This is a genomic window from Coleofasciculus sp. B1-GNL1-01 (genome assembly GCF_040220235.1).
Classification (GTDB): domain Bacteria; phylum Cyanobacteriota; class Cyanobacteriia; order Cyanobacteriales; family Coleofasciculaceae; genus Coleofasciculus.
Genome location: NZ_JAVJTO010000039.1, coordinates 47,433 through 71,288, shown reverse-complemented (window position 1 = coordinate 71,288; position 23,856 = coordinate 47,433). Strand labels below are relative to the sequence as shown.

The 23,856-nt window shown below is 43.1% G+C and carries 20 protein-coding genes; 17 read left to right on the top strand and 3 right to left on the bottom strand.

Going from position 1 to position 23,856, the window contains the following annotated elements; all coding sequences use genetic code 11:
• Nucleotides 1-59: 59 nt before the first annotated feature.
• Nucleotides 60-1,193, bottom strand: a complete 1,134-nt coding sequence (locus RID53_RS09040; RefSeq protein ID WP_446387793.1) for a LuxR C-terminal-related transcriptional regulator — start codon at nucleotides 1,191-1,193, stop codon at nucleotides 60-62.
• A gap of 324 nt (nucleotides 1,194-1,517) precedes the next feature.
• Between RID53_RS09040 and RID53_RS09035 the strand changes: the two genes are divergently transcribed.
• From RID53_RS09035 to RID53_RS09000, 8 genes are all read left to right on the top strand, one after another.
• On the top strand, nucleotides 1,518-1,847 hold the full coding sequence (locus RID53_RS09035; RefSeq protein WP_446387792.1) for a hypothetical protein: 330 nt from the start codon (nucleotides 1,518-1,520) through the stop codon (nucleotides 1,845-1,847).
• A 278-nt stretch (nucleotides 1,848-2,125) separates the two neighbouring features.
• Nucleotides 2,126-2,557 (top strand): HHL1-like protein, encoded by a 432-nt coding sequence (locus RID53_RS09030; RefSeq protein ID WP_446387791.1) that lies wholly within the window; start codon nucleotides 2,126-2,128, stop codon nucleotides 2,555-2,557.
• Nucleotides 2,558-3,045: 488 nt separating this feature from the next.
• A complete protein-coding gene (locus RID53_RS09025; protein ID WP_446387790.1) occupies nucleotides 3,046-5,151 on the top strand; it encodes a M3 family metallopeptidase in 2,106 nt (701 codons plus the stop codon).
• Nucleotides 5,152-5,403: 252 nt separating this feature from the next.
• Nucleotides 5,404-6,720 (top strand): AAA family ATPase, encoded by a 1,317-nt coding sequence (locus RID53_RS09020; protein ID WP_446387789.1) that lies wholly within the window; start codon nucleotides 5,404-5,406, stop codon nucleotides 6,718-6,720.
• A 3-nt stretch (nucleotides 6,721-6,723) separates the two neighbouring features.
• On the top strand, nucleotides 6,724-7,374 hold the full coding sequence (locus RID53_RS09015) for an RloB family protein (protein WP_446387788.1): 651 nt from the start codon (nucleotides 6,724-6,726) through the stop codon (nucleotides 7,372-7,374).
• Between the two features lie 104 nt (nucleotides 7,375-7,478).
• Nucleotides 7,479-8,540 carry a CAF17-like 4Fe-4S cluster assembly/insertion protein YgfZ gene (gene ygfZ, locus RID53_RS09010; protein ID WP_446387787.1) on the top strand — a complete coding sequence of 354 codons (1,062 nt, stop codon included), beginning with the start codon at nucleotides 7,479-7,481 and terminating at the stop codon, nucleotides 8,538-8,540.
• A gap of 144 nt (nucleotides 8,541-8,684) precedes the next feature.
• Nucleotides 8,685-9,809 carry an RNA-guided endonuclease InsQ/TnpB family protein gene (locus RID53_RS09005; RefSeq protein WP_446387786.1) on the top strand — a complete coding sequence of 375 codons (1,125 nt, stop codon included), beginning with the start codon at nucleotides 8,685-8,687 and terminating at the stop codon, nucleotides 9,807-9,809.
• Nucleotides 9,748-10,095, top strand: a complete 348-nt coding sequence (locus RID53_RS09000) for a zinc ribbon domain-containing protein (protein ID WP_446387785.1) — start codon at nucleotides 9,748-9,750, stop codon at nucleotides 10,093-10,095. Before RID53_RS09005 ends, RID53_RS09000 begins: the two co-directional genes overlap by 62 nt.
• A gap of 109 nt (nucleotides 10,096-10,204) precedes the next feature.
• Here the strand turns inward: RID53_RS09000 and RID53_RS08995 are convergent, their stop codons facing one another.
• Nucleotides 10,205-10,504, bottom strand: a complete 300-nt coding sequence (locus RID53_RS08995; RefSeq protein WP_446387784.1) for a (2Fe-2S) ferredoxin domain-containing protein — start codon at nucleotides 10,502-10,504, stop codon at nucleotides 10,205-10,207.
• A 213-nt stretch (nucleotides 10,505-10,717) separates the two neighbouring features.
• On the opposite strand from RID53_RS08995, the gene chlP reads away from it, so the two are divergent.
• The 5 genes from chlP (at nucleotide 10,718) to RID53_RS08970 (ending at nucleotide 16,837) form a co-directional block, all read left to right on the top strand.
• A complete protein-coding gene (chlP, locus tag RID53_RS08990) occupies nucleotides 10,718-11,941 on the top strand; it encodes a geranylgeranyl reductase (RefSeq protein ID WP_446387811.1) in 1,224 nt (407 codons plus the stop codon).
• A gap of 404 nt (nucleotides 11,942-12,345) precedes the next feature.
• Entirely contained in the window at nucleotides 12,346-12,891 is a 546-nt protein-coding gene (locus tag RID53_RS08985; protein WP_446387783.1) for a hypothetical protein, read from the top strand.
• A 336-nt stretch (nucleotides 12,892-13,227) separates the two neighbouring features.
• Nucleotides 13,228-13,983: a hypothetical protein gene (locus RID53_RS08980; RefSeq protein ID WP_446387782.1), complete on the top strand. Its 756-nt coding sequence runs from the start codon at nucleotides 13,228-13,230 to the stop codon at nucleotides 13,981-13,983.
• Nucleotides 13,946-15,364: a hypothetical protein gene (locus tag RID53_RS08975; RefSeq protein ID WP_446387781.1), complete on the top strand. Its 1,419-nt coding sequence runs from the start codon at nucleotides 13,946-13,948 to the stop codon at nucleotides 15,362-15,364. The genes RID53_RS08980 and RID53_RS08975 overlap by 38 nt, the downstream gene beginning before the upstream one ends.
• 33 nt (nucleotides 15,365-15,397) lie before the next feature.
• Nucleotides 15,398-16,837, top strand: coding sequence for a hypothetical protein (locus RID53_RS08970; RefSeq protein ID WP_446387780.1), 1,440 nt, complete (start codon nucleotides 15,398-15,400; stop codon nucleotides 16,835-16,837).
• A gap of 290 nt (nucleotides 16,838-17,127) precedes the next feature.
• Here RID53_RS08970 and RID53_RS08965 read toward each other — a convergent pair whose 3' ends face one another.
• Nucleotides 17,128-18,057, bottom strand: coding sequence for an Rpn family recombination-promoting nuclease/putative transposase (locus tag RID53_RS08965; protein ID WP_446387779.1), 930 nt, complete (start codon nucleotides 18,055-18,057; stop codon nucleotides 17,128-17,130).
• 736 nt (nucleotides 18,058-18,793) lie between these two features.
• Between RID53_RS08965 and bchL the strand changes: the two genes are divergently transcribed.
• The 4 genes from bchL to RID53_RS08945 all read left to right on the top strand — a co-directional run bounded on the left by bchL (nucleotide 18,794) and on the right by RID53_RS08945 (nucleotide 23,853).
• Nucleotides 18,794-19,660, top strand: coding sequence for a ferredoxin:protochlorophyllide reductase (ATP-dependent) iron-sulfur ATP-binding protein (bchL, locus tag RID53_RS08960; protein ID WP_446387778.1), 867 nt, complete (start codon nucleotides 18,794-18,796; stop codon nucleotides 19,658-19,660).
• Nucleotides 19,661-19,927: 267 nt separating this feature from the next.
• Nucleotides 19,928-21,331, top strand: coding sequence for a ferredoxin:protochlorophyllide reductase (ATP-dependent) subunit N (locus RID53_RS08955; RefSeq protein WP_446387777.1), 1,404 nt, complete (start codon nucleotides 19,928-19,930; stop codon nucleotides 21,329-21,331).
• Nucleotides 21,332-21,538: 207 nt separating this feature from the next.
• A complete protein-coding gene (locus RID53_RS08950; RefSeq protein ID WP_446387776.1) occupies nucleotides 21,539-22,714 on the top strand; it encodes a DUF262 domain-containing protein in 1,176 nt (391 codons plus the stop codon).
• Entirely contained in the window at nucleotides 22,711-23,853 is a 1,143-nt protein-coding gene (locus RID53_RS08945; RefSeq protein WP_446387775.1) for an AAA family ATPase, read from the top strand. The genes RID53_RS08950 and RID53_RS08945 overlap by 4 nt, the downstream gene beginning before the upstream one ends.
• Nucleotides 23,854-23,856: the final 3 nt, after the last annotated feature.

Below are 23,856 nucleotides of genomic sequence, written 5' to 3'. Positions count from 1 at the left end.
GGCTATAGAAATTTTGTTTCCCATCTCCCCCATCTCCCTCATCTTCCCCAGCTCCCTCATCACCGCTGTTCCTTGTTCCCTTGAATCACCTTCTCGACTAAATCAGGATGACGAATTCTGACCCAATCCGGAAACGCTAGATACGGATCATCCGTTAGCTGGCGTTTTAACAGCTCAATGATATCATCGACTTCATTGACTAAATCAAAGACAAAAATATTAAATTTCATCGTCTGATTGACATTGAAGTCTAGCGCCAGGAAATGTTCAATATCAATATCTTTCCCTAATCCCAACACAAAAAACTTGATATCTTTATGATTTTCAATTTTGCTACAGGCTGAAGCAATACATTGAATAAATTGCTCTTCGTCATCAAATTGACCATCAGTATAAATAATAAAAAATGCTCCTTTTCCGTTAGGTTTTCCTTCAGTCAACCAAGTATTAACACAATGATTTAAAGTCGGAGCAATAAAGGTTTTGGTTTTGGGTTTATTTTTGACGAACAGCTTCCAAACTTGAGAGGCATCGTTAATCACAATAGGTTTGGGTTTGACCCTTTCCCTGCTGAAGAAGTAAACCGAAGCGCGATTGTTAGCCAATTCCTCCTGCTTCATCGCAATGGTTTCATTCGCTTTAGTCCCTAATTCAGAACTGACTGACAGAATGGCGGCGATATGTCCTTCCACAACTTCCGCTAGATATTCATACCGAGTTTGATTTCCGGTATCTTCATCCTTTCTCACCATAGAACCACTCTGATCAATCAGGATAAAGATATCGCGGTTGTTAAGTGGAGAATCGGACATATCATTAACCGTTAATCTCACCTCACTCGTTACGCGAATTTCCGTATCCTCGCGTTTCACTATTTTGTAATTATTACCATCTACAAATTCAGATGACCTTTGGTGAGTCACACTCAAGGTTTGCCGGGTTACAAGTTCAGGTTGATATTTAGCGAACAGCGCAATTAACTCTCCTCGTTTAGAACGCCGTTCATCAGGAAACTCATTTCTCAGCCCAAAAGCTGAACAGATATTCTCAACGTGTTTTCTCACCGTTGATGTTTCAATATGTAACGATTGAGCGATATCCTGATCCGAAACGCCAGCCAAGAGCAATTTCAGCACTTGCCTGCGTCGTGGTGTCAATCCCTCAAAGGCTTCGGTAAACTGCCAACGGTTCATGCTCGCTCATGCAACTTAGATGGGTTTATTTTCATTTTGATGAATTCTGGATCAGTTTCCCAGTGTCTGAGTTTGCCAGGAAGAAAAAATCTGAGTGTATCCTGTTGGTTGGCAAAAACAGGCTAAGTTTGATTCTTCAGAGATTAAATTAGCGTATTTTAGCACAAGTAGAGTTGTTTTGAGGTATAATCGCCACAGTTTTTGTAATTCTTTGAGAAAATACTAAATTTTTCACCAAAATTCTCTTTTATGCGCTTTAATTGCATTTAAGCCAGTAATTGTCTGGCAAGCCTAACCAATTAGGATACCAAATAAGGTGTGACTATGACCGTTAAATACCTTACTACATTTGCCATCGCTTCACTTTTGAGTCTGGGATTAGCCACAGGTTGTAGCGCTCCCCCAGAAACGGATGATGCTACGACTATCGAGGAAACTGAGCCAGCTAACCCTGATAACGCAGCGACAGAAGATGCCGCTCCTGCTGCAACCGATAAGGCAGCCGAAGAGAAGGAAGACATGGATAAAGCGGCTGAAGAGAAAGACATGTCTGACAAGGCAGACATGGAAAAGGCGACTGAAGATAAAGAAATGTCTGACGAGACGACTGAACCTAAAGCTGAGGACGACTCGACTTCTGAGACCACTCCTTAAGCTTCCCTAGGTTCAACTTAAAAAATTTTTATCTGTAGGGGCGCACCGACGTGCGCCCTTTCTTGTATAGCACTATGGGGATACGTTAGGACATTTCTCTGTTGCCTATTGCCTATTGCCTATTGCCTATTGCCTTTTCACCCAATTTTATAGTCCTAACCTCAATGCGTAGGGCTATATGCGGTGTCTGTATTTCAGACTCATCAGCAAACGTCGGCAGCACAAGTTTCCTGAGAATGATGTAAACTTTTGTTAAGGCACTATCGGAGTAACGTAATATGACCACCCAACTCGGCTTTGGCAAAGTCCAACCCAAACAGCAGAAAGCCAAGAAAAACAAGGTTAAACGGGCAGCCGCTTCCCGCAAATATGATGAAATGCAAAAGTCGGGATTACCGGAATTCAATATCTATGTCCGCATTAAGGGAGAGAAAAACTGGTTACCGGCTGGCTCAATGGCAGTGAATCGCAGCAGTCAAATCAACCAGGCGTTATTTCAGCAGGAAGAGGAGTTACTCAAAGGAGTATTTCGGCTATTCCCTAAACTGCGGAAGCGCCAAAGTGAGTTGGAATATGGTCATCGACTCAAAGAGTTTAAAGACGAACCCATCGTTGTGGCAACTCGCCCTCAAGCCACGCCAGGAAATGTGATTCAATCCACTGTCAGCCAAGTTAAAGAACGTTTCTCATCGGTATTCCAGCGTCAGTAGGGTTGGCTGAATAAGTCTTGTGTTGAGGGGGAGCAGAGGAAGCAGAGGAAGCTGGGGGAGCTAGGGTACTGATGTGTGTGTAGGGGCGGGTTTCACAACTATCGTTTCTGACTTCACCCAGATTTAGCTAAATCCGCCCCGGCTCAGTTGCGACGCATTTAATGAAAGCTTGTAGTGAGGGAACCTTAGCCCTCTCCAGCTATGCGTTAGAACACTAAAGTGCTTACTGCAAAGCCCTATTTTAGCTGGGTCACGCCACTACTGAGGCATAAACTCAATCCTTGCCTTCTACCACTCAAATTAATCTTCACGATGATAAGGATCACTGACGTCAAAAAATATTCTTGCTAATTATTTAATTTTCGCGCCTCACCGCTTCCCCAGGGAAGCTTCAGGCGTTAGTTTGATACAAGATAACGGCAATAGCTGCTTGTCTTGCATCACCACTACATGCTGTTTCAGTCTGATTTTGTAACCCGATACGACTCATGATTGCCAATCCAACTGTGACTGAGAATCCATTATGCCGTGGCAAGGGACTACCCCCTTTTGACCAAATTGAGCCAAACCATATTGTGCCTGCGATGACACAGCTATTAGCTGAACTCGATCAGGAATTAGCCGCCCTAGAGGAAAAGGTAGTACCAACCTGGGACGGTTTAGTCGAACCCCTAGAAGCATTGACAGAACGCCTCAGGTGGAGTTGGAGCATCGTGAGTCATTTGATGGGGGTGAAAAATAGTCCTGAACTGCGTGAGGCTTACGAAACGGTTCAACCCAAAGTCGTTCAATTCATCAACACACTCAACCAAAGTCAACCCCTATACAAAGCCTTTAAAGCCTTGCAGGATGGGGAGGAATGGCGTAGCTTAGAGCCAGCCCAAAAACGGATTGTAGAAGCTGCCATTCGAGATGCTGAACTGTCGGGTGTCGGACTTGAAGGGGAGGTGCGGGAGCGCTTCAATCAAATTCAGATGGAGTTGGCGGAACTATCGACAAAGTTCTCTAACCATGTCCTAGATGCAACCAAGGCATTTAGCATGACCCTAACCAGTTCAGAAGAGGTAGAGGGTTTACCCCCTAGCTTAAAGAGTTTAGCCGCTCAAGCCGCCCGCGCCGCTGGGGAAGAAAAAGCGACTCCGGAAGAGGGTCCCTGGCGGATCACGCTGGACTATCCCAGTTACATCCCCTTCATGCAACACAGTACCCGTCGGGATTTGCGCGAGAAACTCTATAAAGCCTTTGTCAGCCGCGCTTCTTCTGGAGAGTTGGATAACAGTCCCCTAATTGAGCGGATTTTAGAACTGCGTCAAGAAAAATCCAAGCTGTTAGGGTTTAGCAGTTATGCTGAATTAAGCCTTGCCAGCAAAATGGCACCGAATGTTGAGGCGGTGGAGGGATTACTGGAAGAACTTCGTGGTGCTAGCTACGATGCGGCGGTTAAGGATTTAGAGGCGTTGAAAGTGTTTGCGGCGGCTAAAGGTGTCCCCGAAGCTAATGAGTTGAAACACTGGGACATCAGTTTTTGGTCAGAACGTCAACGGGAAGAAAAGTTTGCCTTCAGTGCTGAGGAATTGCGTCCTTATTTTCCGTTACCTCAAGTGCTGGATGGCTTGTTTGGCTTAATCAAGCGACTATTTGGGGTAACCATTACGCCTGCGGATGGACAAGCCCCGGTTTGGCATGAAGATGTCCGCTATTTCCAAGTTACCGATGAAACAGGAAGTGCGATCGCGTTTTTCTATTTAGATCCCTACAGTCGTCCTGCTGAGAAGCGTGGAGGCGCGTGGATGGACGATTGTGTGGGACGTGCCAAACTCACGGAAGCGGGGACAACAACAACGCGCTTACCTGTTGCCTATTTAGTTTGCAACCAAACGCCACCGATTGATGGTAAACCCAGTTTAATGACCTTTGGTGAAGTCGAAACCCTATTCCACGAGTTTGGTCACGGGTTGCAACACATGCTTACCAGAGTGGATTATGCTGGTGCCGCCGGAATTAATAACGTAGAATGGGACGCGGTGGAACTACCCAGCCAGTTTATGGAAAACTGGTGTTACGATCGCCCTACACTGATGGGCATGGCAAAGCACTACGAAACCGGGGAATCCCTACCCGAACATTATTATCAGAAACTCTTGGCAGCCCGGACTTACATGAGTGGTAGTGCCATGTTACGGCAATTGCACTTTAGTTTGGTGGATATCGAACTACACCACCGTTATCAGCCCGGTGGGAAGGAAAGTCCCAGTGATGTCCGTCACCGGATTGCCAAAACTACCACAGTGTTACAACCCTTACCGGAAGATTCCTTCCTCTGTGCCTTTTCCCATATCTTTGCGGGCGGCTATGCGGCTGGATATTACAGTTACAAATGGGCAGAAGTCTTGAGTGCAGATGCCTTCGCCGCCTTTGAGGAGGTTGGTTTAGAGAATGAAACCGCCGTGGCGGATACCGGGAAGCGGTATCGGGATACAGTACTGGCATTAGGCGGTGGTATACCACCCATGGAGGTATTCAAGCAATTCCGGGGACGGGAACCGAGTACGGAACCCTTACTGCGCCATAGTGGATTAGTAGGGGCGTCTTAGGGAATTGAGCTTTGTGCGATCGCGAAACCACCCTGTAGGGGCGACCCGCTTGCATTAATCAAAAACTCCATTCCATTCAATTGGATCGGGTCGCCCTTTACTCCACCGTTTATTTATATCCGACCATTTAGTAGGGCGCACGTCGGTGCGCCCCTACACATAATCTGTGTTGTACTCTGTAGAAGAACCGCTATAATTCCATAGTGTAATGTTTGAATGAGACTCAATAGTTAATCAAGTGAGACATCAGTTATGCTGGTTGAGTTCAGTGTAGAAAATTATCGTTCATTTAAAGAACGGCAAACCTTGAGTATGGTGGCTTCCGAAGATAAAGCGATGCTCCATAGCAATAGTTTTCCTATGCCGAAGACGAAGGATCTACACTTACTCACCAGTGCTGTCATCTATGGTGCAAATGCATCTGGCAAGAGTAATTTACTGCGAGCCATGCGGACACTACAGAAGATTGTGGTTAGTTCAGCCTCTCGTATGCAAATGGGTGATAAGTTTGATATTGAACCCTTTTTGTTGAATGCTGAATCCAAAAAGCAACCCACTAGCTTTGAAGTGATTTTTATAGATAATCAAATTCGTTACGAATATGGACTGACTTTAGATCAAAAGCGAGTTTATGAAGAGTGGCTACTTGCCTATCCGAAAGGGCGTGCCCAGACTTGGTTCTCTCGTACCTATAATCCAGAAAATCCAAATTTCAAGGCAGATGATGGCTATGAATGGTCGTTTGGCGCGGGATTAAAAGGAGAAAAAGAACGAATTAAAAAATTTGTGCGTTCCAATTCTCTGTTTCTATCTCATGCTGCACAAAATAATCATCCTCAACTTACAGAAGTATTTCAGTGGTTTAGAAAAAATTTAAATCTGATTAGTCCAGATTTTTCTAGCCCATACACTGCTCATAGATGTCAGGAAGACAAAGAATTTTGCCAAGAAGTTGTTAATCTTCTTATTCAAGCAGATATTGGTATATCAGATATAGAGATAGAAATGCGCTCTTTTTCGTCCTTGCCAGATGAGATTAAAATAGCCCTAGAAAATATTACAGACGTTATTCAAGGGAACGAAAATAATAATAAAATACCCAAAATGAATGCAGATAACTTGCAGATTTTAGGGATTCAAGCTATGCATAAGATGATGGATTCTGAAAAATTTGTACCACTGGATATGGGTGATGAATCTGAAGGAACACAACGTTTATTTGAACTTGCTGGATCTTGGCTGAGCGTTCTTAAAGATGGAGAGCTTTTAATGATTGATGAACTGGATAGAAGCCTACATCCAGTTTTGTCAACAGCCTTGGCTAGAATGTTTAATAATCCCGACATCAATAAAAACCAGGCTCAATTGATATTCACCACTCATGATACAAGTCTTCTCGATGGAGAAATTTTTCGTCCAGATCAGATATGGTTTACGGAAAAAGATAAAAGTATGACCAAGCTTTACTCCCTATATGAATTTCAACCTTGTGAGGATGAATCCCTACAAAAAGGTTATCTGAAAGGTCGATATGGAGCTATTCCATTTGTCGGTGGACTCAATATTTAAACTATGCCAAAGCAGCGAGGAAAGTCTGAACAAGAACTCAAACGCAAAAAAAGGTTTAGGCGACCCAGTAAATTGATTCTGATTGTGGTTGAAGGTCAAGAAACAGAATACAATTATTTTTCTGAATTAAAGCAGGATTTGAAATTACCGACAACTACGATAAAGGTAGTTTCCGGTTCTGGTGGCTCTTGTATCGATATCGTGAAAAATGCCATTAAGCTCTGTGAAGCAAACCAGAAAGATAACCAAAAGAAGGGAAAACCAAAATATGATGAAGTATTTTGTCTATTTGATGGGGATAGACCAGAATATCAAGAAGCTATAAATAACGCTCATGGCTATTCACGCTACACAATTAAGCCAATTCTGCCTGTTCCCTGTTTTGAGTTTTGGTTTTTACTCCATTATCGCTATACGAGTAGTCCCTTTGAAAATTGCAAACAATTGATCGAGCAGTTAAATAGGGAATTGAAGCAAGTCGGTCTTGAAGATTATGATAAAAGCAACTCAGGTTACTACAATTTACTTAAATTAAAACTTGATCAAGCTATTGCGAATGCTCAAAAATTAGAAAAGCAATTATCAGAAAGTAATAACCCATCAACAACAATACATCATCTAGTTACTCACTTGCAAGCACAGAAAAAGGTTTAGCGGTTGATTTCTTTCAAATTGCCCACAACTGTTTTCCCTGTTCATCTTTTACTCTACAATTTTGATTAACCAAGCCGTATTGGGTTAACCACAGGATTTGACGTATGAGCCAAACCTTACAAGAGATACAGCGTAGTGCAGGAGCAACCTTTGATCCAGCCCAGGTGCAAGCGCCAACCAGTTTCGGGAATGATGCAGCCGCCATCCAAGCCGCGCGTCAAGGGGTGGCTTTAGTTGACTTATCCCATTGGGGATTGCTGAAAATCTCTGATGAGGATAGACTGCGCTTTTTGCATAATCAAAGTACCAATGATTTCCAGAACCTGAAACCGGGACAGGGATGTGATACAGTTTTTGTGACCTCAACTGCCCGTACTATTGATCTGGTAACCGCTTACGTCACTGAAGAGGCGGTATTACTGTTGGTATCTCCCAATCGGCGTCAACAGTTACTCGAATGGCTGGATCGCTATATCTTTCCCATGGATCGGGTGGAATTGGCGGATATCTCCCAGGATAGTGCTATTTTTAGCCTAGTTGGACCCGAAAGTGATACCCTTTTGAGCAAGGCAGGTGTGCAGTTGTCGATTGGTGAGGCGTATGCTAGTCATCAACACCTGACGCTAAATGATATTGAAGTGCGAATTGCTAGAGGAAGTGGTTTAGCACTCCCCGGATATACCCTTATTGTTCCCACCAGCGATGCAGCAAAGTTATGGCAAACCTTAACTACAGCCAATGCTACACCAATGGGCGATCGCGTATGGCAACAGTTGCGAATTGAACAAGGACGTCCGCTTCCTGATTATGAACTAACAGAGGATTATAATCCCCTAGAAGCGGGGTTGTGGAATACGATTTCCTTTGATAAAGGATGTTATATCGGTCAGGAAACGATCGCGCGATTAAATACTTACAAAGGCGTCAAGCAACAATTGTGGGGAGTGCGTTTACCAGCACCTGTGGAACCGGGAACCGTAATCACCATGGATGGGGAAAAAGTCGGCAAGTTAACCAGTTGTACGCCAACGGAACACGGTTGCATCGGTTTAGCCTATATCCGCACTAAAGCTGGGGGTGTTGGGCTTAAGGTTAAGGTGGGAGAGATTGAGGGTGAAGTTGTGGATGTTCCCTTTTTAACCCACGAATACCAGGGGAGTCAGTAGGGGCGGGTTTAGCTAACCCGGCGAGAAGCCCCACGCTCTAATCTTTGATTGAGCGTGGGATTAATCGCCAGTATTAAAAGTTTATTTCTACCTGATTATTGGGTTTGCAGGTGTTATAATAAAATGCAAGGGAGGTGATAAAAATTGAAGCGAAGCAAAGACAGGTTTAAGTTGAATTACCAGTATCGGATTGTGCCGGACAAACAACAGGATTGCCAGCTAAACAACTGGCTGCACAAACTATGCCGGATACATAATCTGATGCTAGAGGAAAGGTTTAACTGGTGGGAGTGTAACCGCCGCCCAGTCAATGCTTGCTCAATTTTTGTCACCCATTTACCAGAACTTAAAGGCCCGCCAACCTATTACTCACAGAAACGGGCTACCCATTGGTCAAGGGAAGCTTTTAAGCACCTATACAAGGGAGTTCACTCACAGGTAATTCAAGAGGCGATTAAGCGAGTAGAGGATGCGTTTAATCGTTTTGTTGCAGGTGATTCAAATGGTAAGCGAAGTGGAAAACCTCGGTTTAAGTCGCTGCGGCGATACCGAACATTTTCGATTCCCCAATTAAAACCAGATTGCCTAAGTGTTGCTCCTAATCCTCATCGGCGCAAAAATGGTGACACGCGGCGCGATATCGCTTATATAAACCTGCCCAAAATCGGTCAGGTTAAGCTTATCTATCATCGCCCAATCCCAGAAGGGTTCACTATTAAAGCGGCACTGGTGTCGCGTCGTGCCGATGGTTGGTATATCTGCTTAACCTTAGAGGACAAGACCGTTCCTAGCCTAAAATCACCAGAAATAGAAGCAACGGAAAAGAATTCCCTTGGGTTAGATGTAGGACTAGAGAAGTTCTGGACGGCATCAGATGGTGAGGTAGAGCCAATTCAGCAACACTACCGTAAGTCTGAGTCAAAGCTGGCAAAGCTAGCTAATCGCAAAGATAGTAAACCTCATCAATCAGCATCACGGCGGAGGTTGGCGAAAAAGATATCGAAACACCACCAGAGGTTGCAGCGCAAGCGGAAACAGTTTCATTACGAGTCAGCCACAAAACTGGTGAGTCGGGACGAGCAGGTATTCTTTGTCGAGGACATCAAGCCGGGAAACTTATCCCGGAAAAACAAACCCAAGCAGGATGAAAATGGAAAATATTTACCCAATGGTCAGAGTGCCAAATCAGGCTTAAACAAGTCGATCAATGATGCTGGCTGGAGTCAATTCCTTTCAATTCTCACGCTACTTAGCTGCGAAAGCTGGTAAGTCGGTGGTGAAAGTTAAACCCCATGATACAAGCCAGATATGTTCTTGCTGTAATCGTTATCAAGAAAAAGATTTATCTGTCCGAATACACGAATGTTTATGCGGATTAATTCTGGACAGAGACTGGAATGCAGCGATTAACATCAAGAAAGTGGGGCTGGGCATATTCCCCACTATAAAACGCCGGAAGCGTAGTCGTAAGACTACGACAAAAGAAGCCTACACTGTACCCGTAGGGGAGCGTGTAGGAGGATGTCACCCTTTAATTGTTGTATCCTACCAATAACCTTTCAACAAAACCCGCCCTTATTTCATTCTGCCCTTCTCGAAACCGCTATTTACCCAACAGGCTGATCTTGGAGTTGGGTTTCCTTCGTCAACCCAACCTACAAAGGTCAATGATACTTCTGATAAAGCATTGCCTTCACAGGTTGTCCGTCTTTGATATGTCGTTGTACTACGGCGGGAACTTCATCGGGGTGAACTCGACAGTACCATGTTTCTTCAGGTAAAACCACGACCATCGGACCATTGCCACATTCTCCCAGACAACGGCTACCGCTAACTGTAACTCCATTAACAGGTAAAGCCTGAAATGCTGCCAAGACTTTAGCTGCACCTTGTTTGCGGCAAGTACGGTGCTGACATACCAGTATTTGTCTTGTCGGTTTTGGTGACAAGGGTGGTGCTGACATATCAGTAGAAGTAGTGAACAGTTGTCCTAATTGTAACGATGCAGATAGCTTTCCTGGGATATAAGACCAAGGACAACGGACAACATATTAAGCTTTATTAAGACAATTGTTAAGCTGTATTTCAAATTGAGCCGCGATCGCACATTGCGGATGAAATCGCTAAATGTCCGTGATACCATGCAATCCGTACCTCGAAAACGATTGGGAGAAAAAATGCCTGCACTAAGGGTTGCGGTTGTTGGTTCAGGACCTGCTGGCTCGTCTGCCGCAGAGACTCTAGCAAAAGCTGGAATCGAAACCTACTTGTTTGAGCGTAAGCTAGACAATGCTAAACCCTGTGGCGGAGCCATTCCGCTCTGTATGGTTAGTGAATTTGACCTGCCACCTGAAATTATTGATCGGCGAGTCAGAAAGATGAAGATGATCTCGCCATCGAATATAGAGGTGGATATCAACCTAGAAAACGAAGACGAATATATTGGTATGTGCCGCCGGGAAATCCTGGATGGCTTCATGCGGAACCGCGCTGCCAATCTGGGCGCAACTTTAATTAATGGCACTGTTCATAAACTCGATATTCCCACAAGTAATACAGAACCCTATACCCTGCACTACGCTGACCATTCCGACGGAAGTCTCAGTGGTGTACAAAAAACCCTGAAAGTAGACCTAGTGATTGGTGCTGATGGCGCGAATTCCCGCGTGGCTAAGGCAATTGACGCCGGGGACTACAATTATGCGATCGCGTTCCAAGAGCGGATTCGCCTGCCAGGGGACATGATGAACTATTATGAAGACCTGGCAGAAATGTATGTAGGTAACGACGTTTCTCCTGACTTCTACGCTTGGGTTTTCCCCAAATACGACCACGTTGCCGTTGGTACGGGGACGATGAAGGTGAACCAAGCCAAAATTAAAAAGCTACAAGCAGGGATTCGCGCTCGTGCCGCCAAGAAACTTGTCGGTGGTGAAATCATCAAAGTTGAGGCACACCCAATTCCAGAGCATCCCAGACCTCGCCGAGTCGTGGGTCGGGTGGCTTTAGTTGGAGACGCAGCGGGAACGGTGACGAAATCGTCGGGTGAAGGGATTTACTTTGCGGCAAAATCAGCGCGGATGTGCGCCGAAACCATTGTGGAAACTTCCAATGGCGGAACTCGCATTCCTACGGAAGCGGATCTCAAGCTGTATCTCAAGCGTTGGGATAAGAAGTATGGCATCACCTACAAGGTGCTGGATATTCTGCAAACGGTCTTCTATCGCTCCGATGCGACTCGTGAAGCGTTTGTGGAAATGTGTTCAGATCTAGATGTGCAGCGACTCACGTTTGACAGTTACTTGTACAAAACGGTTGTGCCTGCTAATCCTTTAGTGCAGCTCAAAATTACTGCCAAGACGATTGGTAGTCTGTTACGCGGAAACGCTTTAGCACCGTAATCCTTTCTCTTTTCATAACCACAAGGGCGGCAGGGACGTACATTCGCTTTGAGGATGTTCCCCTAGTCGCCCTCATTGTAAATATCAGATGACCTGAAATATTAAGTTCTGATAAAGCTGATCGAGAGATCTATAAAGTTTTTGTAAAATTGACCGATTTTTATTGTCAACCCGCTAATTAGGGGCTTACTATAAAAGTGCTGGTAAATTCAACTCACTTATTCAACCAGCGAATCCTATACAGAAGCACTAACTGAACTCTCTATCTTTGAAGAAATATTCCTTGGGAGTCCCCTCTTTTCTAGTAAAAGGGGGGATTCTTCGTTGTAGCGTTCTTTATTGAGGAGAGCTTGCTATTTCACGCTCAATATAGTACATTTGTACCAAATTACAGCGTGATCCTCATGAAAACACTGCAAGCCGGACTTCAATTCCTGCGTTCCCAGTTCATGCAGCGTCAACCCCCTCGCGTCTTAAAAAAGCCACCTCGCAGGCGTTACCGTTCCCCTTACCCAGTTCCCCGAAAGGCAATCAAGGCACCCCCTCAACCCGTAAAGTCTCAACCGCCTTTATCCTTTGAATTTCAATCGTCTGTGCGGATGCTACAACAACGAACTAGAGACGGCTGGAAACGGTTAGAGTCTCAAGCGTCTCATATCAATCGATTATCGACAGAACTAGAAGGGGCGTTGTTAGAACTCAAAGCGATCGCGTCACAAGTTAATACGGATTGGAAAACACTCCACCAGGTACAGCATTCGTCAACACAGGCGATTATTCCTAACATCTGTGAATATCAGATCACGAAGTTACCTTTGGTGCAGTACAAACCATCGGGTGCATTTCTACTGACGACGCGATCGGTGGATTTATTCAAAGCTGAACGGGACGCTACTGTGTTAGCACAAGTCTTGCGGCGTCGTACTCGACGTAAACGGTTTAAACGTTAGTTCGGTTAAAGTTTGCTGACTTGTATAGCCAGAATATCAATTTAAGCTGTTCGGCATTTAAACCTTAATATCAATAACGGCGAAAGCCTTGTAGTGCGAGCATCTTGCTCGCTACTAATACCCAATTTAAATGCATAACAGCTTACCGAATTGAAAGCCGTCAATTTTAGGTAGGGTGGGCAAGAGTTATTAACCTGGAAAGGCTCATACTATCATTCTGTGCGATTGCCCACCTTACGGGAACGCGGAGTTAATCAAAAGTGCTATTGGCACTGACCTGTTGATCATCACTATAATTAAAGAAATAAGCATTGGGATTAATTTTTTAAGGCAGTTGTGGAACTTAACCGTAAACAACCAACTCCTAACCTAGATAATTTACCACCAGAGCTATCAACACACTGGACAAATGCTCGTCTGAAAATACTTGAATGGTTGCAGGAGCAAGCTCCGCCTCTAGCTCAACTTTATGAAGGTGCAGTCTGTTTAGTGTTTGAACAACCTATTCCTGGTAAATTACGCTTTGTGGCTCATGCTGTGAGAGAAATTCGTAATCGTTTACCTGATTATATTTCCAGTGGTAATGGTCATAAAAGACTGGAATACACGAAAGAAGTAGATAGACTTTTAGAGAGCTGGCAAGGTTGTGGATTTAGTCTGACTCAAACTGTTCCAGATAGCCAAATGAACAGTTCAGGTAGCTTACCTCCTCTCTCTCCTGATATCTCTGTTCCCCAAAAACTATTTTTAGCAATCCAACAACTGCTTCAAAAACATCAGCAAGTACGTCTTAACAATAGAGAGAAAGCCATAGTTTTTTTTGAAAAATGTATTCCGACGAAGCAATCTTCCCCAGAAGCATTACATCCCATAGCCAAGCATTGGCGGGATGTAACCAAGTGGTTCATGGATCAAACCCATGATAAGGGTAAAGTTGATACAGATGAGGCAAACCGCAACGAGCAGGAACTCCAGTCTAAGTTTGAACTGTTCGAGTCGTTTCTAATTGAATGCGCCCGCACCCAAAGTTTTTACAGCACTACAGATAAACTCGATGACATCCTGGAACAAATCAACTCCCGAACAAGTTGATAAAGCTGTAGCCTTGCTGATTCATTCTCAGCAACGAAATTACTTTTTCAACCGCCTTGAAAATCCGAAGTGGATTGAGCCACTACAGAAAAAAGGGTTCTTCAAAAATCCACTTGCGTCAGAGTCTCGGTATTTGGCACGAATGGCTAAATATGAACCGGATGCTGTTCTAAACATTGGACTTAACATAGAAACTGATAATTTTAGGATGTGTGAAGATTTTATAGAGGCGGCACTTCAAATGCCTCCTGAAATCGCAGTCAAGCTAGTGCCTAAAGTTAAGGAATGGTTAGAATCTCTAAATTTGTCAGACTATTATCTTGATTCCGAGCAAGTTGCTTCCCTAGTGGTGCATCTTGCCAAGGGAGATGAAGTCGAAAAAGCACTGGGGCTTGCTAAGTCACTGCTTGCTCTAATGCCAGAACCTAGCTTGAATAATCAGGATGCAGGTGCAACCCAGAGATATTATCGTGCCGAACCCAAAACACGCATTAGTCACTGGCAATATAAACAGATTCTCGAAAAGTACGTGCCAGAATTGGTGTCAGTAGCAGGTGAAAAGGTATTGAAGAAACTACTTTGCAGTCTGCTCTCTGATACAGTAGAATTTTCACGACCATCTGGAACAAGAGAAGAACAACAAGACAACTCTTACTTTTGGGAAGATAAATCAATTTACTGGCAACCTGTGATTGAGGAACATCCTCGAAATTCTCCTTACGGGGTTAGACATTTTTTAGTGATTGCCGTCCGAGATGCTGCCGATACAATCCTCCACAGCGACCCATCAAAATTACGTTCAATTGTGGATCTGCTGGAAAAGTATCACTGGCGGGTTTTTTATCGCATCGCTCTTTACTTAATTCGTAAGTTTGCAGACGCAGACAGTAATCTTTTGATTGAAAGATTAGTAGACCAGAAGCGGTTTAGTGATAGGACTGTTTGGGAGGATTATGAGTATGTTCATTTAGCCAAAGACTATTTTGGTGATTTACCTAAAGAGGAACAAGATAAGATTCTGAGTTGGATTAAAAATCCTGAGCATGACTGGACTTTGCTAAAAAATCCAGAAGAAAAAGCGAAACGGCTGAGATATTGGCAGTTACACAAGCTAACGCCCTTTAAAGATAGTCTGCCTACCCAGTGGCAACAGCGATATCAGCAGCTAGTTCAAGAATTTGGTACTGTTGAACTTTCCCAAATTGTTTTTGGTGGAATAGGTGAGGTCAGAATATTAGGTACTCAGAGTCCTAAGACTGAATCCGAATTGGACTCTATGAGTATCGACGATCTAATCTCTTTTCTGAAAGCCTGGAAGCCCAACTCTAATAACCCATTTGATGAACCCTCCTATGCAGGATTGGAGTCAGTTGTCAGATGATTTGCTGAAAAAAATCCTGAAAAATATGCACGGTTGGCAGAACAATTCCAAGATTTACATCCCAGATATGGATACAGTCTGCTGGGTGGATTAGAAAATGCCTTAATTAACCAACACGACAAATTGAGAGAATTTCCCTGGTTATCTGTTTTGCGTCTCTGCTATTGGTTAGTGGAAGAATCTCATCAGGCTGGTGATCAGGAGAAAATTGATCATGAATTTGATCATTATTGGCGTACAGCCAATAAAGAAGTTACTGATTTGCTGAGAGTCGGTTTTACTGATCAACAGAAGCAGCAAATTCCCTTTAACCTGCGTGGCGATGTTTGGAACATTCTGAAACGGCTTACTCAAGATCCAAACCCGACTCCTGAAGACGAAGCGCAGGAAAATAGATCAAATAGGGATTTCACTACACTGTCCCTGAATACAGTTCGCGGTGCGGCAATGCATACTGTAGTACGTTACGCACTCTGGATTCGACGACATTTTGAGCAAATGCCTGATAGTGCCGAGCGAATTGCACAGGGTTTTAATGAAATGCCAGAAGTTCGACAAATACTTGATGAACATCTCGATCCAGATTATGAGCCATCACAGGCAATTCGTTCAGTATATGGTCAGTGGTTTCCTTGGCTAGTTTTACTTGATTCAGACTGGGCGAGTCAGAATGTGAGTAAAATTTTTCCAGCAGATGAGGCTTTATCTCACCTATGGGATTCGGCTTGGGAAAGCTATATTACCTATTGCTCCGTGTATAATAATGTCTTTGATGTACTGCATCAAGAATACAACAATGCAATTGAAAAAATCGACACCGCGAAACATCAAAACCAACAACTGAGTCATTCAGAAGAAGGTCTCGCTCAGCACTTAATGACTCTCTACTGGCGGGGAACGATCAATCTCAATGAACCCGAAGGTTTACTGGCGCAGTTTTACGCAAAAGCACCTGATGCTCTTTGTGGATACGCTCTTGAATGCGTAGGGCGAAGCTTGCATCAGACGAAAGAGGCGATAGAACCAGACATACTCAATCGAATTCAATTACTTTGGCAACAGCGCCTCGATACAGCACGTACCGAACCTGCTTCACATACTCATGAACTTGCTGCCTTTGGCTGGTGGTTTAATTCTGGGAAGTTTAATGAGACTTGGGCAGTTGAGCAGCTTGCAGAAGTTCTTAAACTGGGTGTTCAAGTCGAGGAATTCCTGATATCTGAGCGTTTAGCTACACTGGCTCCTAAAATACCACAGTCAGTCATCGAGTGTCTTAGTCTTATGATCGAGATCGAAACAGCCAAAAATGCTTGGCATATCTATGGTTATCGCGAGGAGGCGAAGATTATTCTATCTGCTGCTATTGAAAGCAGTAATGATCAAGCTAAACAAACTGCTGTAGAACTGATCAACCGCTTAGGTGAACTTGGTTATTGGGAGTTCCGAGAGTTACTTCCGGTTGAAAGTCCCTAACTCCAAAAAGCAACTTCCGGTTGATCTCTCTCATTCTTAGGGTGAATGGTGCTGACTGGTATGCTGGTGGGTTTCGACTTCGCTCAACCCACCCTACGGTATATCAAGGTTTCGTTAATCCAAAAATGCTTATTTCAGTGCCATTGTACTTAGGGTGATAAACAAACATTATTCTAGGATAGATTTAAGCATTTGCGTGATTACCAAAATCTATTTTGTAGCTTTCCGCTACAATTTTCACCCCAGATCCAAGAGAACCCATTGGCTTACCTAGATTCTCGTAAACCTGATTAAGATGGCGAATGTTCGTCTAACCAACGTTCCAAATCCTCCAAATGATTTAAATCTAAAATCTCCTCAGTTAAATTTTCTAAGTCTTGCAAAGGCAAACTTTCCACCTTGGTACTTATCGCCTCTGGTACATCTCCAAAACGCTTTTTAAGTAGACGCATAACTAGAGCGATCGCTTCTTGCAAGCGTCCTTTTTCTCTTCCTTTTGCTTCCCCTTGTTCTGCTGCATAGGTTATCCGCCCTTTCTCATCTTGCAACATGATTCCCCGACGCTCTACGACTTCTAACTCGTCTTCGGTCATTTTGGCTTGGTTGGCAATGTTTAAAGCTAGTTCTATCTCAGATACTTCTCCTAAACTGTCAGGAATATTATCTAGACGAGCCGCTTCTTTCAGGAAGTAAATCCATTTATCACTTAAACTTGTTAACTCTGATAGGCTTTTTTGGAATTTCGGTAGTTCGACGAAAACTAACTGCAATTCTGGATCAGGATATTCAAACTTATGATTTTTTTCCTGGAAAACAAACTGACTGATCACATCTTGGCTAGTATTGAATAGAACAAAATCTGTAATTGTTACAGCGATAACTGGGTTTAATGTTAAATAATTTTCTCCGATTCCTAATTGATTACTATAAGCTTTAGCCAGATTGTATACGATCCGTTTGCTAAAAGCCGTTACCCGTGCTATCTGCATTTCAATAATAACGACTGAACCATTGGATAAAACAGCTTTTATATCTAAATAAGTATCCTTTAAGTTCATGACCTGCCCCGGATTATAGGGATTGACAATGGTTAAGGATTGAATGGTTTTGTTGCCTCCATAAATAATCGCGTTTAGAAAGCTGATTAAAATGTCTTTGCTCTGTTCTGAGCCGAATATTTTTTTAAAGGCATAATCGACTTTAGGACTAATGAATTTCATGGTTTCATCCCTGTCAATTCTCAAGTTATAGGAACTCTATCCATCTTATTTTAGCTAGGTCGGGGCGGGTTGAGTTACATCTGGATGCAACCAAAATACGTTGCATTCAACGTCTCTACTTTTTGAGGATAGGTAAATTTATATCGCAACCATAGATTTTAACCTATGCCAGTGATGGGCGATCGCGGTGAGTGTCATCGCTGCCACAAAAATTAATCTTTATTTACAACAATCTTGCCGGAGTTCGCCAAAAGTGCGATCGCACGTTCTCTAATTGACGTAAATCCAGGGTTTTTGGGGATCAGGGTGTCTCAGGCTGAAGGAATGCGATCGCGCTAAACCCCATCTATATCCCCCATTTCCCGTCAGCGTTGAGCTGGAGTCAGATCTCTAACGTGCGCCAGCTTAGTCAAACTGGAAGTCAATTGACCCTATTTTTTGCTTTTGTTCATATTTATATAAATTTATGACACAAAACTAAAATAATTTGATTAAATTGATTTCAGCGTTACTCTGAACCGATAAAACCATTTATCCATTGCTAGGCATGATTTAATTCAGATTTAAAGCCCATCCCATTCCTAAACCCCCTTTCATTTCTCAGGGAGTTATGTCAATAATGCGATTAGCAGGCAGCAAGCAACGGCTGACGACTCAGCCCAAGCCTCGATGCCAGCATATTTAACAGCTACGACAACATTTCAGTTTTGATCCAAACGTTAGGAGACAACGAAGCGTGAAACTCTCAGTTTATGGAAAAGGCGGTATTGGTAAGTCCACAACAAGCTGTAATATCTCCGTAGCGTTAGCCAGACGTGGCAAAAAGGTGTTGCAAATTGGCTGTGATCCGAAACATGACAGCACCTTTACCCTGACAGGCTTCTTAATTCCCACGATTATTGATACGCTTCAGGAAAAGGATTATCACTACGAAGACGTTTGGCCCGAAGACGTTATCTATAAAGGCTATGGCGGCGTTGATTGCGTCGAAGCAGGTGGACCCCCCGCTGGTGCAGGTTGCGGTGGCTATGTTGTCGGCGAGACAGTGAAGCTACTCAAGGAACTTAATGCGTTTGACGAGTACGATGTCATTCTATTTGATGTTCTCGGTGACGTTGTTTGCGGTGGATTCGCTGCACCTCTGAACTATTCCGACTACTGCATGATCGTTACCGATAACGGCTTTGATGCGTTATTTGCAGCGAACCGAATTGCGGCGTCTGTGCGTGAAAAAGCCCGTACCCACCCCTTACGCCTAGCTGGGCTAATCGGCAATCGTACCTCGAAGCGGGATCTGATTGATAAATATATTGAAGCTGTACCCATTCCCGTGTTGGAGATTCTGCCTTTAATTGAAGATATTCGCATTTCGCGGGTTAAGGGGAAAACCATTTTTGAAATGGCAGAAACTGATCCATCTCTGACACCTGTGTGTGATTACTATCTGAATATTGCCGATCAAGTATTGGCACGTCCAGAAGGTGTGGTTCCCAACGACGCCCCCGATCGCGAGTTGTTCTCCTTACTGTCTGACTTCTACCTGAATCCTCAACAACCCAAGGTAACGTCAGAGGAAGAAGAACTTGACCTGATGATGGTTTAATTGGTCATTTGTCCTTTGTCATTGGTCGTATGTTATTGTCATACCCATTGGGTTTCAGCAACGACATAGACAAAATACATGGATTTGTAGGGGCGGGTTTTACTCTTATCGGATGCACGAAACCTTCCCCGTTAGTAAACCCGCCCGAATCCTACCTGTGATGAAGACAACCAAAGGGTATGAGTCCATTAACCATCAGTGATTGTTGACGTCTTATATCGATACTTGTAGAGACTTCCCGATAAAACCAGGAGAGGAGAATTAATTATGACTGCGCTTCAAAATCCCCAATCGCTAGAGTTTGAATGCGAAACGGGAAATTACCATACATTTTGTCCGATTAGCTGTGTAGCTTGGCTTTATCAGAAGATTGAAGATAGTTTCTTCTTAGTGATTGGGACGAAAACCTGTGGCTATTTCCTGCAAAATGCCATGGGGGTGATGATTTTCGCCGAACCCCGTTATGCGATGGCGGAATTGGAAGAAGGAGATATTTCCGCCCAATTAAATGACTACGAAGAACTGAAACGGTTATGTTTACAGATTAAGCGCGATCGCAACCCCAGTGTCATTGTCTGGATTGGCACTTGCACCACGGAAATCATCAAGATGGATTTGGAAGGGTTAGCGCCGAAGTTGGAAAGCGAGATTGGGATTCCCATTGTGACAGCGCGGGCGAATGGGTTGGACTATGCTTTTACTCAAGGAGAAGATACCGTTCTCGCAGCGATGGCGCACAAATGTCCGAAAGAAGCACCCAAGGTAGAAGCCGAAAAAGAAGAACGGAATGCAATTTCCAAACTCCTCAACTTTGGACGCCAGAAAGAAGACCTTGCTGCTGAAGAATCAGAGTATGTGGATCATCCTCCCCTAGTATTATTTGGGTCGTTACCTGACCCCGTGGTGACAAACCTTACTCTGGAACTGAAGAAGCAAGGAATTAAGGTTTCCGGTTGGTTACCCGCAAAGCGATATACTGAACTTCCCGTAATTGAAGAAGGGTATTATGTCGCAGGTGTCAACCCCTTTTTAAGCCGCACGGCGACAACCTTAATGCGTCGCCGTAAGTGTAAATTAATTGGCGCACCGTTCCCCATTGGTCCCGATGGAACTCGCGCCTGGATTGAGAAGATTTGTTCGGTGTTTGGAATTGAACCGAAAGGATTAGATGAACGGGAAGCGCATATTTGGGAAAACCTAGAAGAGTATGTCAAGTTAGTACGCGGTAAGTCAGTTTTCTTTATGGGGGATAACTTATTAGAAATCTCCTTGGCTCGTTTCTTAATTCGCTGTGGAATGACTTGTCCAGAAATTGGCATTCCCTATATGGATAAGCGGTATCAGAAGGCGGAATTGGATCTACTGGAGAAAACCTGTCAGGAGATGGGAGTACAGACACCAAAGATTATCGAGAAACCGGATAACTACAATCAAATTCAGCGAATTTATGAATTGAATCCGGACTTAGTAATTACCGGAATGGCACATGCGAATCCCTTAGAAGCGCGAGGAATTAATACCAAGTGGTCCGTTGAGTTTACATTTGCTCAGATTCATGGCTTTACCAATGCGCGGGACATTCTGGAGTTAGCCACTCGTCCCCTGCGTCGCAATAACAGCCTCAAGGATTTGGGTTGGGATAAGTTGGTGAAAGAAGAAGCGAAGGTTTGATCTCTCCTCCTTTGAGATCTCTCCTACCCCTCGGATTCCGGGGGGTTTATTTGTTATGGTAAGAGGGTGCGATCACTCTTGAGTTTTGCTGTAGTGATAAGAAAAACTACTTTTAGGCTGTGTCCTTACCACTCAAATTGGGCAATTGAGCAAGAAACGCTACATAGCATTTTCTAATGTTTTACCCTATATTTTATAAGTAAGAGGATGAGTGAGTATGAAACAAAAGGAGCCAACGCTGTGACCGAGTTAAATAACCGAGACTTAGAACCAGAATCATTTGATGAAGACACTTTATTAGATGAAGCAGAGAATGATGATCAACAAGATGAACGACGTAGCTTTCGCTACGATCCCGATGAAATTAATATTATTACTAGACAACCAACAATTGAACAGCTTCTGAGACGAATTGATCAAAAAGCACTTAATTTAGCACCGAAGTTTCAGCGTCAAGCGGATATATGGAAGCCTGATGTCAAAAGCCGACTCATTGAATCCATATTGATCCGCATTCCATTGCCAGCTTTTTATGTTGATGCAACTGATGAAGATAATTGGTTGGTTGTAGATGGATTGCAGCGGCTATTTGCCCTAAAAGAATTTGTAAATGACAACAAGCTTACGCTGAGTGGATTAGAGTATCTTAATAATCTTGAAGGTAAAAGATATGAGCAATTGATACCCAGATATCAGCGACGCATTCTTGAAACACAACCAACTGTTTATTTAATTCAAAGTGGTACGCCTCCTGAAGTAAAATACAATATATTTAAACGTATTAATACAGGTGGAACACCTCTTTCGCCTCAAGAAATACGCCATGCACTCAATCCAGGTCAAGCAACTGAGTTTTTAGCCGAACTTGCGAAAATGCAAGAATTCAAGCAAATTGTTGACCTTAGTGACTCTAAAAAAAGCCGGATGGATGACCGAGAATTTGTCTTAGGATTCCTTGCCTATACACTGACATCTTATAAAAATTATGAAGAGGGCAATAGAGACGAATTTTTAAGTGAAGCATTATTTAAAATAAATAAACTAACGAATCAAGAATTGGCTAGCATAAAAGATAAATTTAAAAAAGCCATGATAGCTGCAAATGAAATATTCGGCGAAAATGCTTTTCGTAAACTATCTAATAAAAATCAAAGGAAATATCCATTAAACAAAGCAATATTTGAAGTGTGGTCAGTGAATCTTGGAAAACTAGGTGATAAAGAAATCCAAAAATTAAAAAACAAAAAGCAAGAAATAATTGATTCATTCCGTAACTATATAAACAATGATAAAGAATTCAACTCATCTATTTCTCAGGCAGCGAACAAGGTTGACTATCGATTTACTACTGTTGAAAAAATAATTCAAGATGTATTGTCATGATTCGTCAGTTACACTTAATAAATTTCAAGCCTTTTTCTAATCAGCGTCTTGAGTTTAGGCCGCTAACCCTACTTTCTGGTCTTAATAGTACGGGTAAATCTTCTGTTCTTCAATCGCTACTGCTACTGCGTCAATCTTATCAACAGGGATTATTACCAGAAAAAGGTTTGGCACTAAACGGTGATTTGGTTTGCATTGGAACGGGGCAAGATGCGCTTTTCGAGGGAGCAGGTAAGGAGCCAATCGAGTTTAATCTTGTTTTGGATAATAATAAAAATGGTATATGGCGTTTCAATTACGATCGAGAAGTAGAAGTATTAAACCTTGATTCGGAACCTGTCAAAAAAGAAGTTTATGATTCAAGCCTTTTTCATGAAAATTTTCACTATCTACAAGCCGAAAGAATTGGTTCAAGACCTTTTTTTGAAATGTCTGATTTCCAAGTCAGACAGCTTGGCAAACTTGGAACTAGAGGTGAATATACCTCTCATTTCCTTTTTTTGAATGGGCGTAAAGAAATTCCCAACAGGAAATTAAGCCATCCAAAAGTAAACACTAAAGGTCAAACAGGTAAAAAAGGAGAAAAATCACTTGATTTAATAGATCAAGTTGAGGCATGGATGGGAGAAGTCAGTCCAGGCACACGTCTTAAAATTGACCCTAAATTAGATGTAGATTTGATGATCTCTCAGTATTTCTATGGAGATAGCAATCCTTACCGTGCTACTAATGTTGGTTTTGGCATTACTTACACTTTACCCATTATTGTCGCCGTACTTTCATCTCCTCCAGGTACACTAATTTTACTGGAAAATCCAGAAGCGCATCTTCATCCTAAAGGGCAATCAAAAATGGGTGAATTATTGGCACTTGCAGCTAGTTGTGGTGTTCAAGTTGTCATAGAAACTCATAGCGATCATGTTTTAAATGGGATTCGTTTAGCTGTTCATGGTGGCAAACTTAAACCCAATAATGTTCAGTTGCACTATTTTGATCGCAAAGAAAAAGATCGACAAATTTACACCGAAGTAATATCCCCACGGATTGATCGAAACGGACGAATTGATTACTGGCCCGATGGTTTCTTTGATGAATGGGATAAAAGTTTGGAAGCTTTGTTAGAACCAGCAGGAGAGTAATAC

Bases quoted from the DNA above. Each gene is read 5' to 3' on its own strand.
- RID53_RS09040 (WP_446387793.1), bottom strand. From the start codon at position 1,193: ATGAACCGTTGGCAGTTTACCGAAGCCTTTGAGGGATTGACACCACGA.
- RID53_RS09035 (WP_446387792.1), top strand. From the start codon at position 1,518: ATGACCGTTAAATACCTTACTACATTTGCCATCGCTTCACTTTTGAGT.
- RID53_RS09030 (WP_446387791.1), top strand. From the start codon at position 2,126: ATGACCACCCAACTCGGCTTTGGCAAAGTCCAACCCAAACAGCAGAAA.
- RID53_RS09025 (WP_446387790.1), top strand. From the start codon at position 3,046: ATGATTGCCAATCCAACTGTGACTGAGAATCCATTATGCCGTGGCAAG.
- RID53_RS09020 (WP_446387789.1), top strand. From the start codon at position 5,404: ATGCTGGTTGAGTTCAGTGTAGAAAATTATCGTTCATTTAAAGAACGG.
- RID53_RS09015 (WP_446387788.1), top strand. From the start codon at position 6,724: ATGCCAAAGCAGCGAGGAAAGTCTGAACAAGAACTCAAACGCAAAAAA.
- ygfZ (WP_446387787.1), top strand. From the start codon at position 7,479: ATGAGCCAAACCTTACAAGAGATACAGCGTAGTGCAGGAGCAACCTTT.
- RID53_RS09000 (WP_446387785.1), top strand. From the start codon at position 9,748: ATGATGCTGGCTGGAGTCAATTCCTTTCAATTCTCACGCTACTTAGCT.
- RID53_RS08995 (WP_446387784.1), bottom strand. From the start codon at position 10,504: ATGTCAGCACCACCCTTGTCACCAAAACCGACAAGACAAATACTGGTA.
- chlP (WP_446387811.1), top strand. From the start codon at position 10,718: ATGCCTGCACTAAGGGTTGCGGTTGTTGGTTCAGGACCTGCTGGCTCG.
- RID53_RS08985 (WP_446387783.1), top strand. From the start codon at position 12,346: ATGAAAACACTGCAAGCCGGACTTCAATTCCTGCGTTCCCAGTTCATG.
- RID53_RS08975 (WP_446387781.1), top strand. From the start codon at position 13,946: ATGACATCCTGGAACAAATCAACTCCCGAACAAGTTGATAAAGCTGTA.
- RID53_RS08965 (WP_446387779.1), bottom strand. From the start codon at position 18,057: ATGAAATTCATTAGTCCTAAAGTCGATTATGCCTTTAAAAAAATATTC.
- RID53_RS08955 (WP_446387777.1), top strand. From the start codon at position 19,928: ATGACTGCGCTTCAAAATCCCCAATCGCTAGAGTTTGAATGCGAAACG.
- RID53_RS08950 (WP_446387776.1), top strand. From the start codon at position 21,539: ATGAGTGAGTATGAAACAAAAGGAGCCAACGCTGTGACCGAGTTAAAT.
- RID53_RS08945 (WP_446387775.1), top strand. From the start codon at position 22,711: ATGATTCGTCAGTTACACTTAATAAATTTCAAGCCTTTTTCTAATCAG.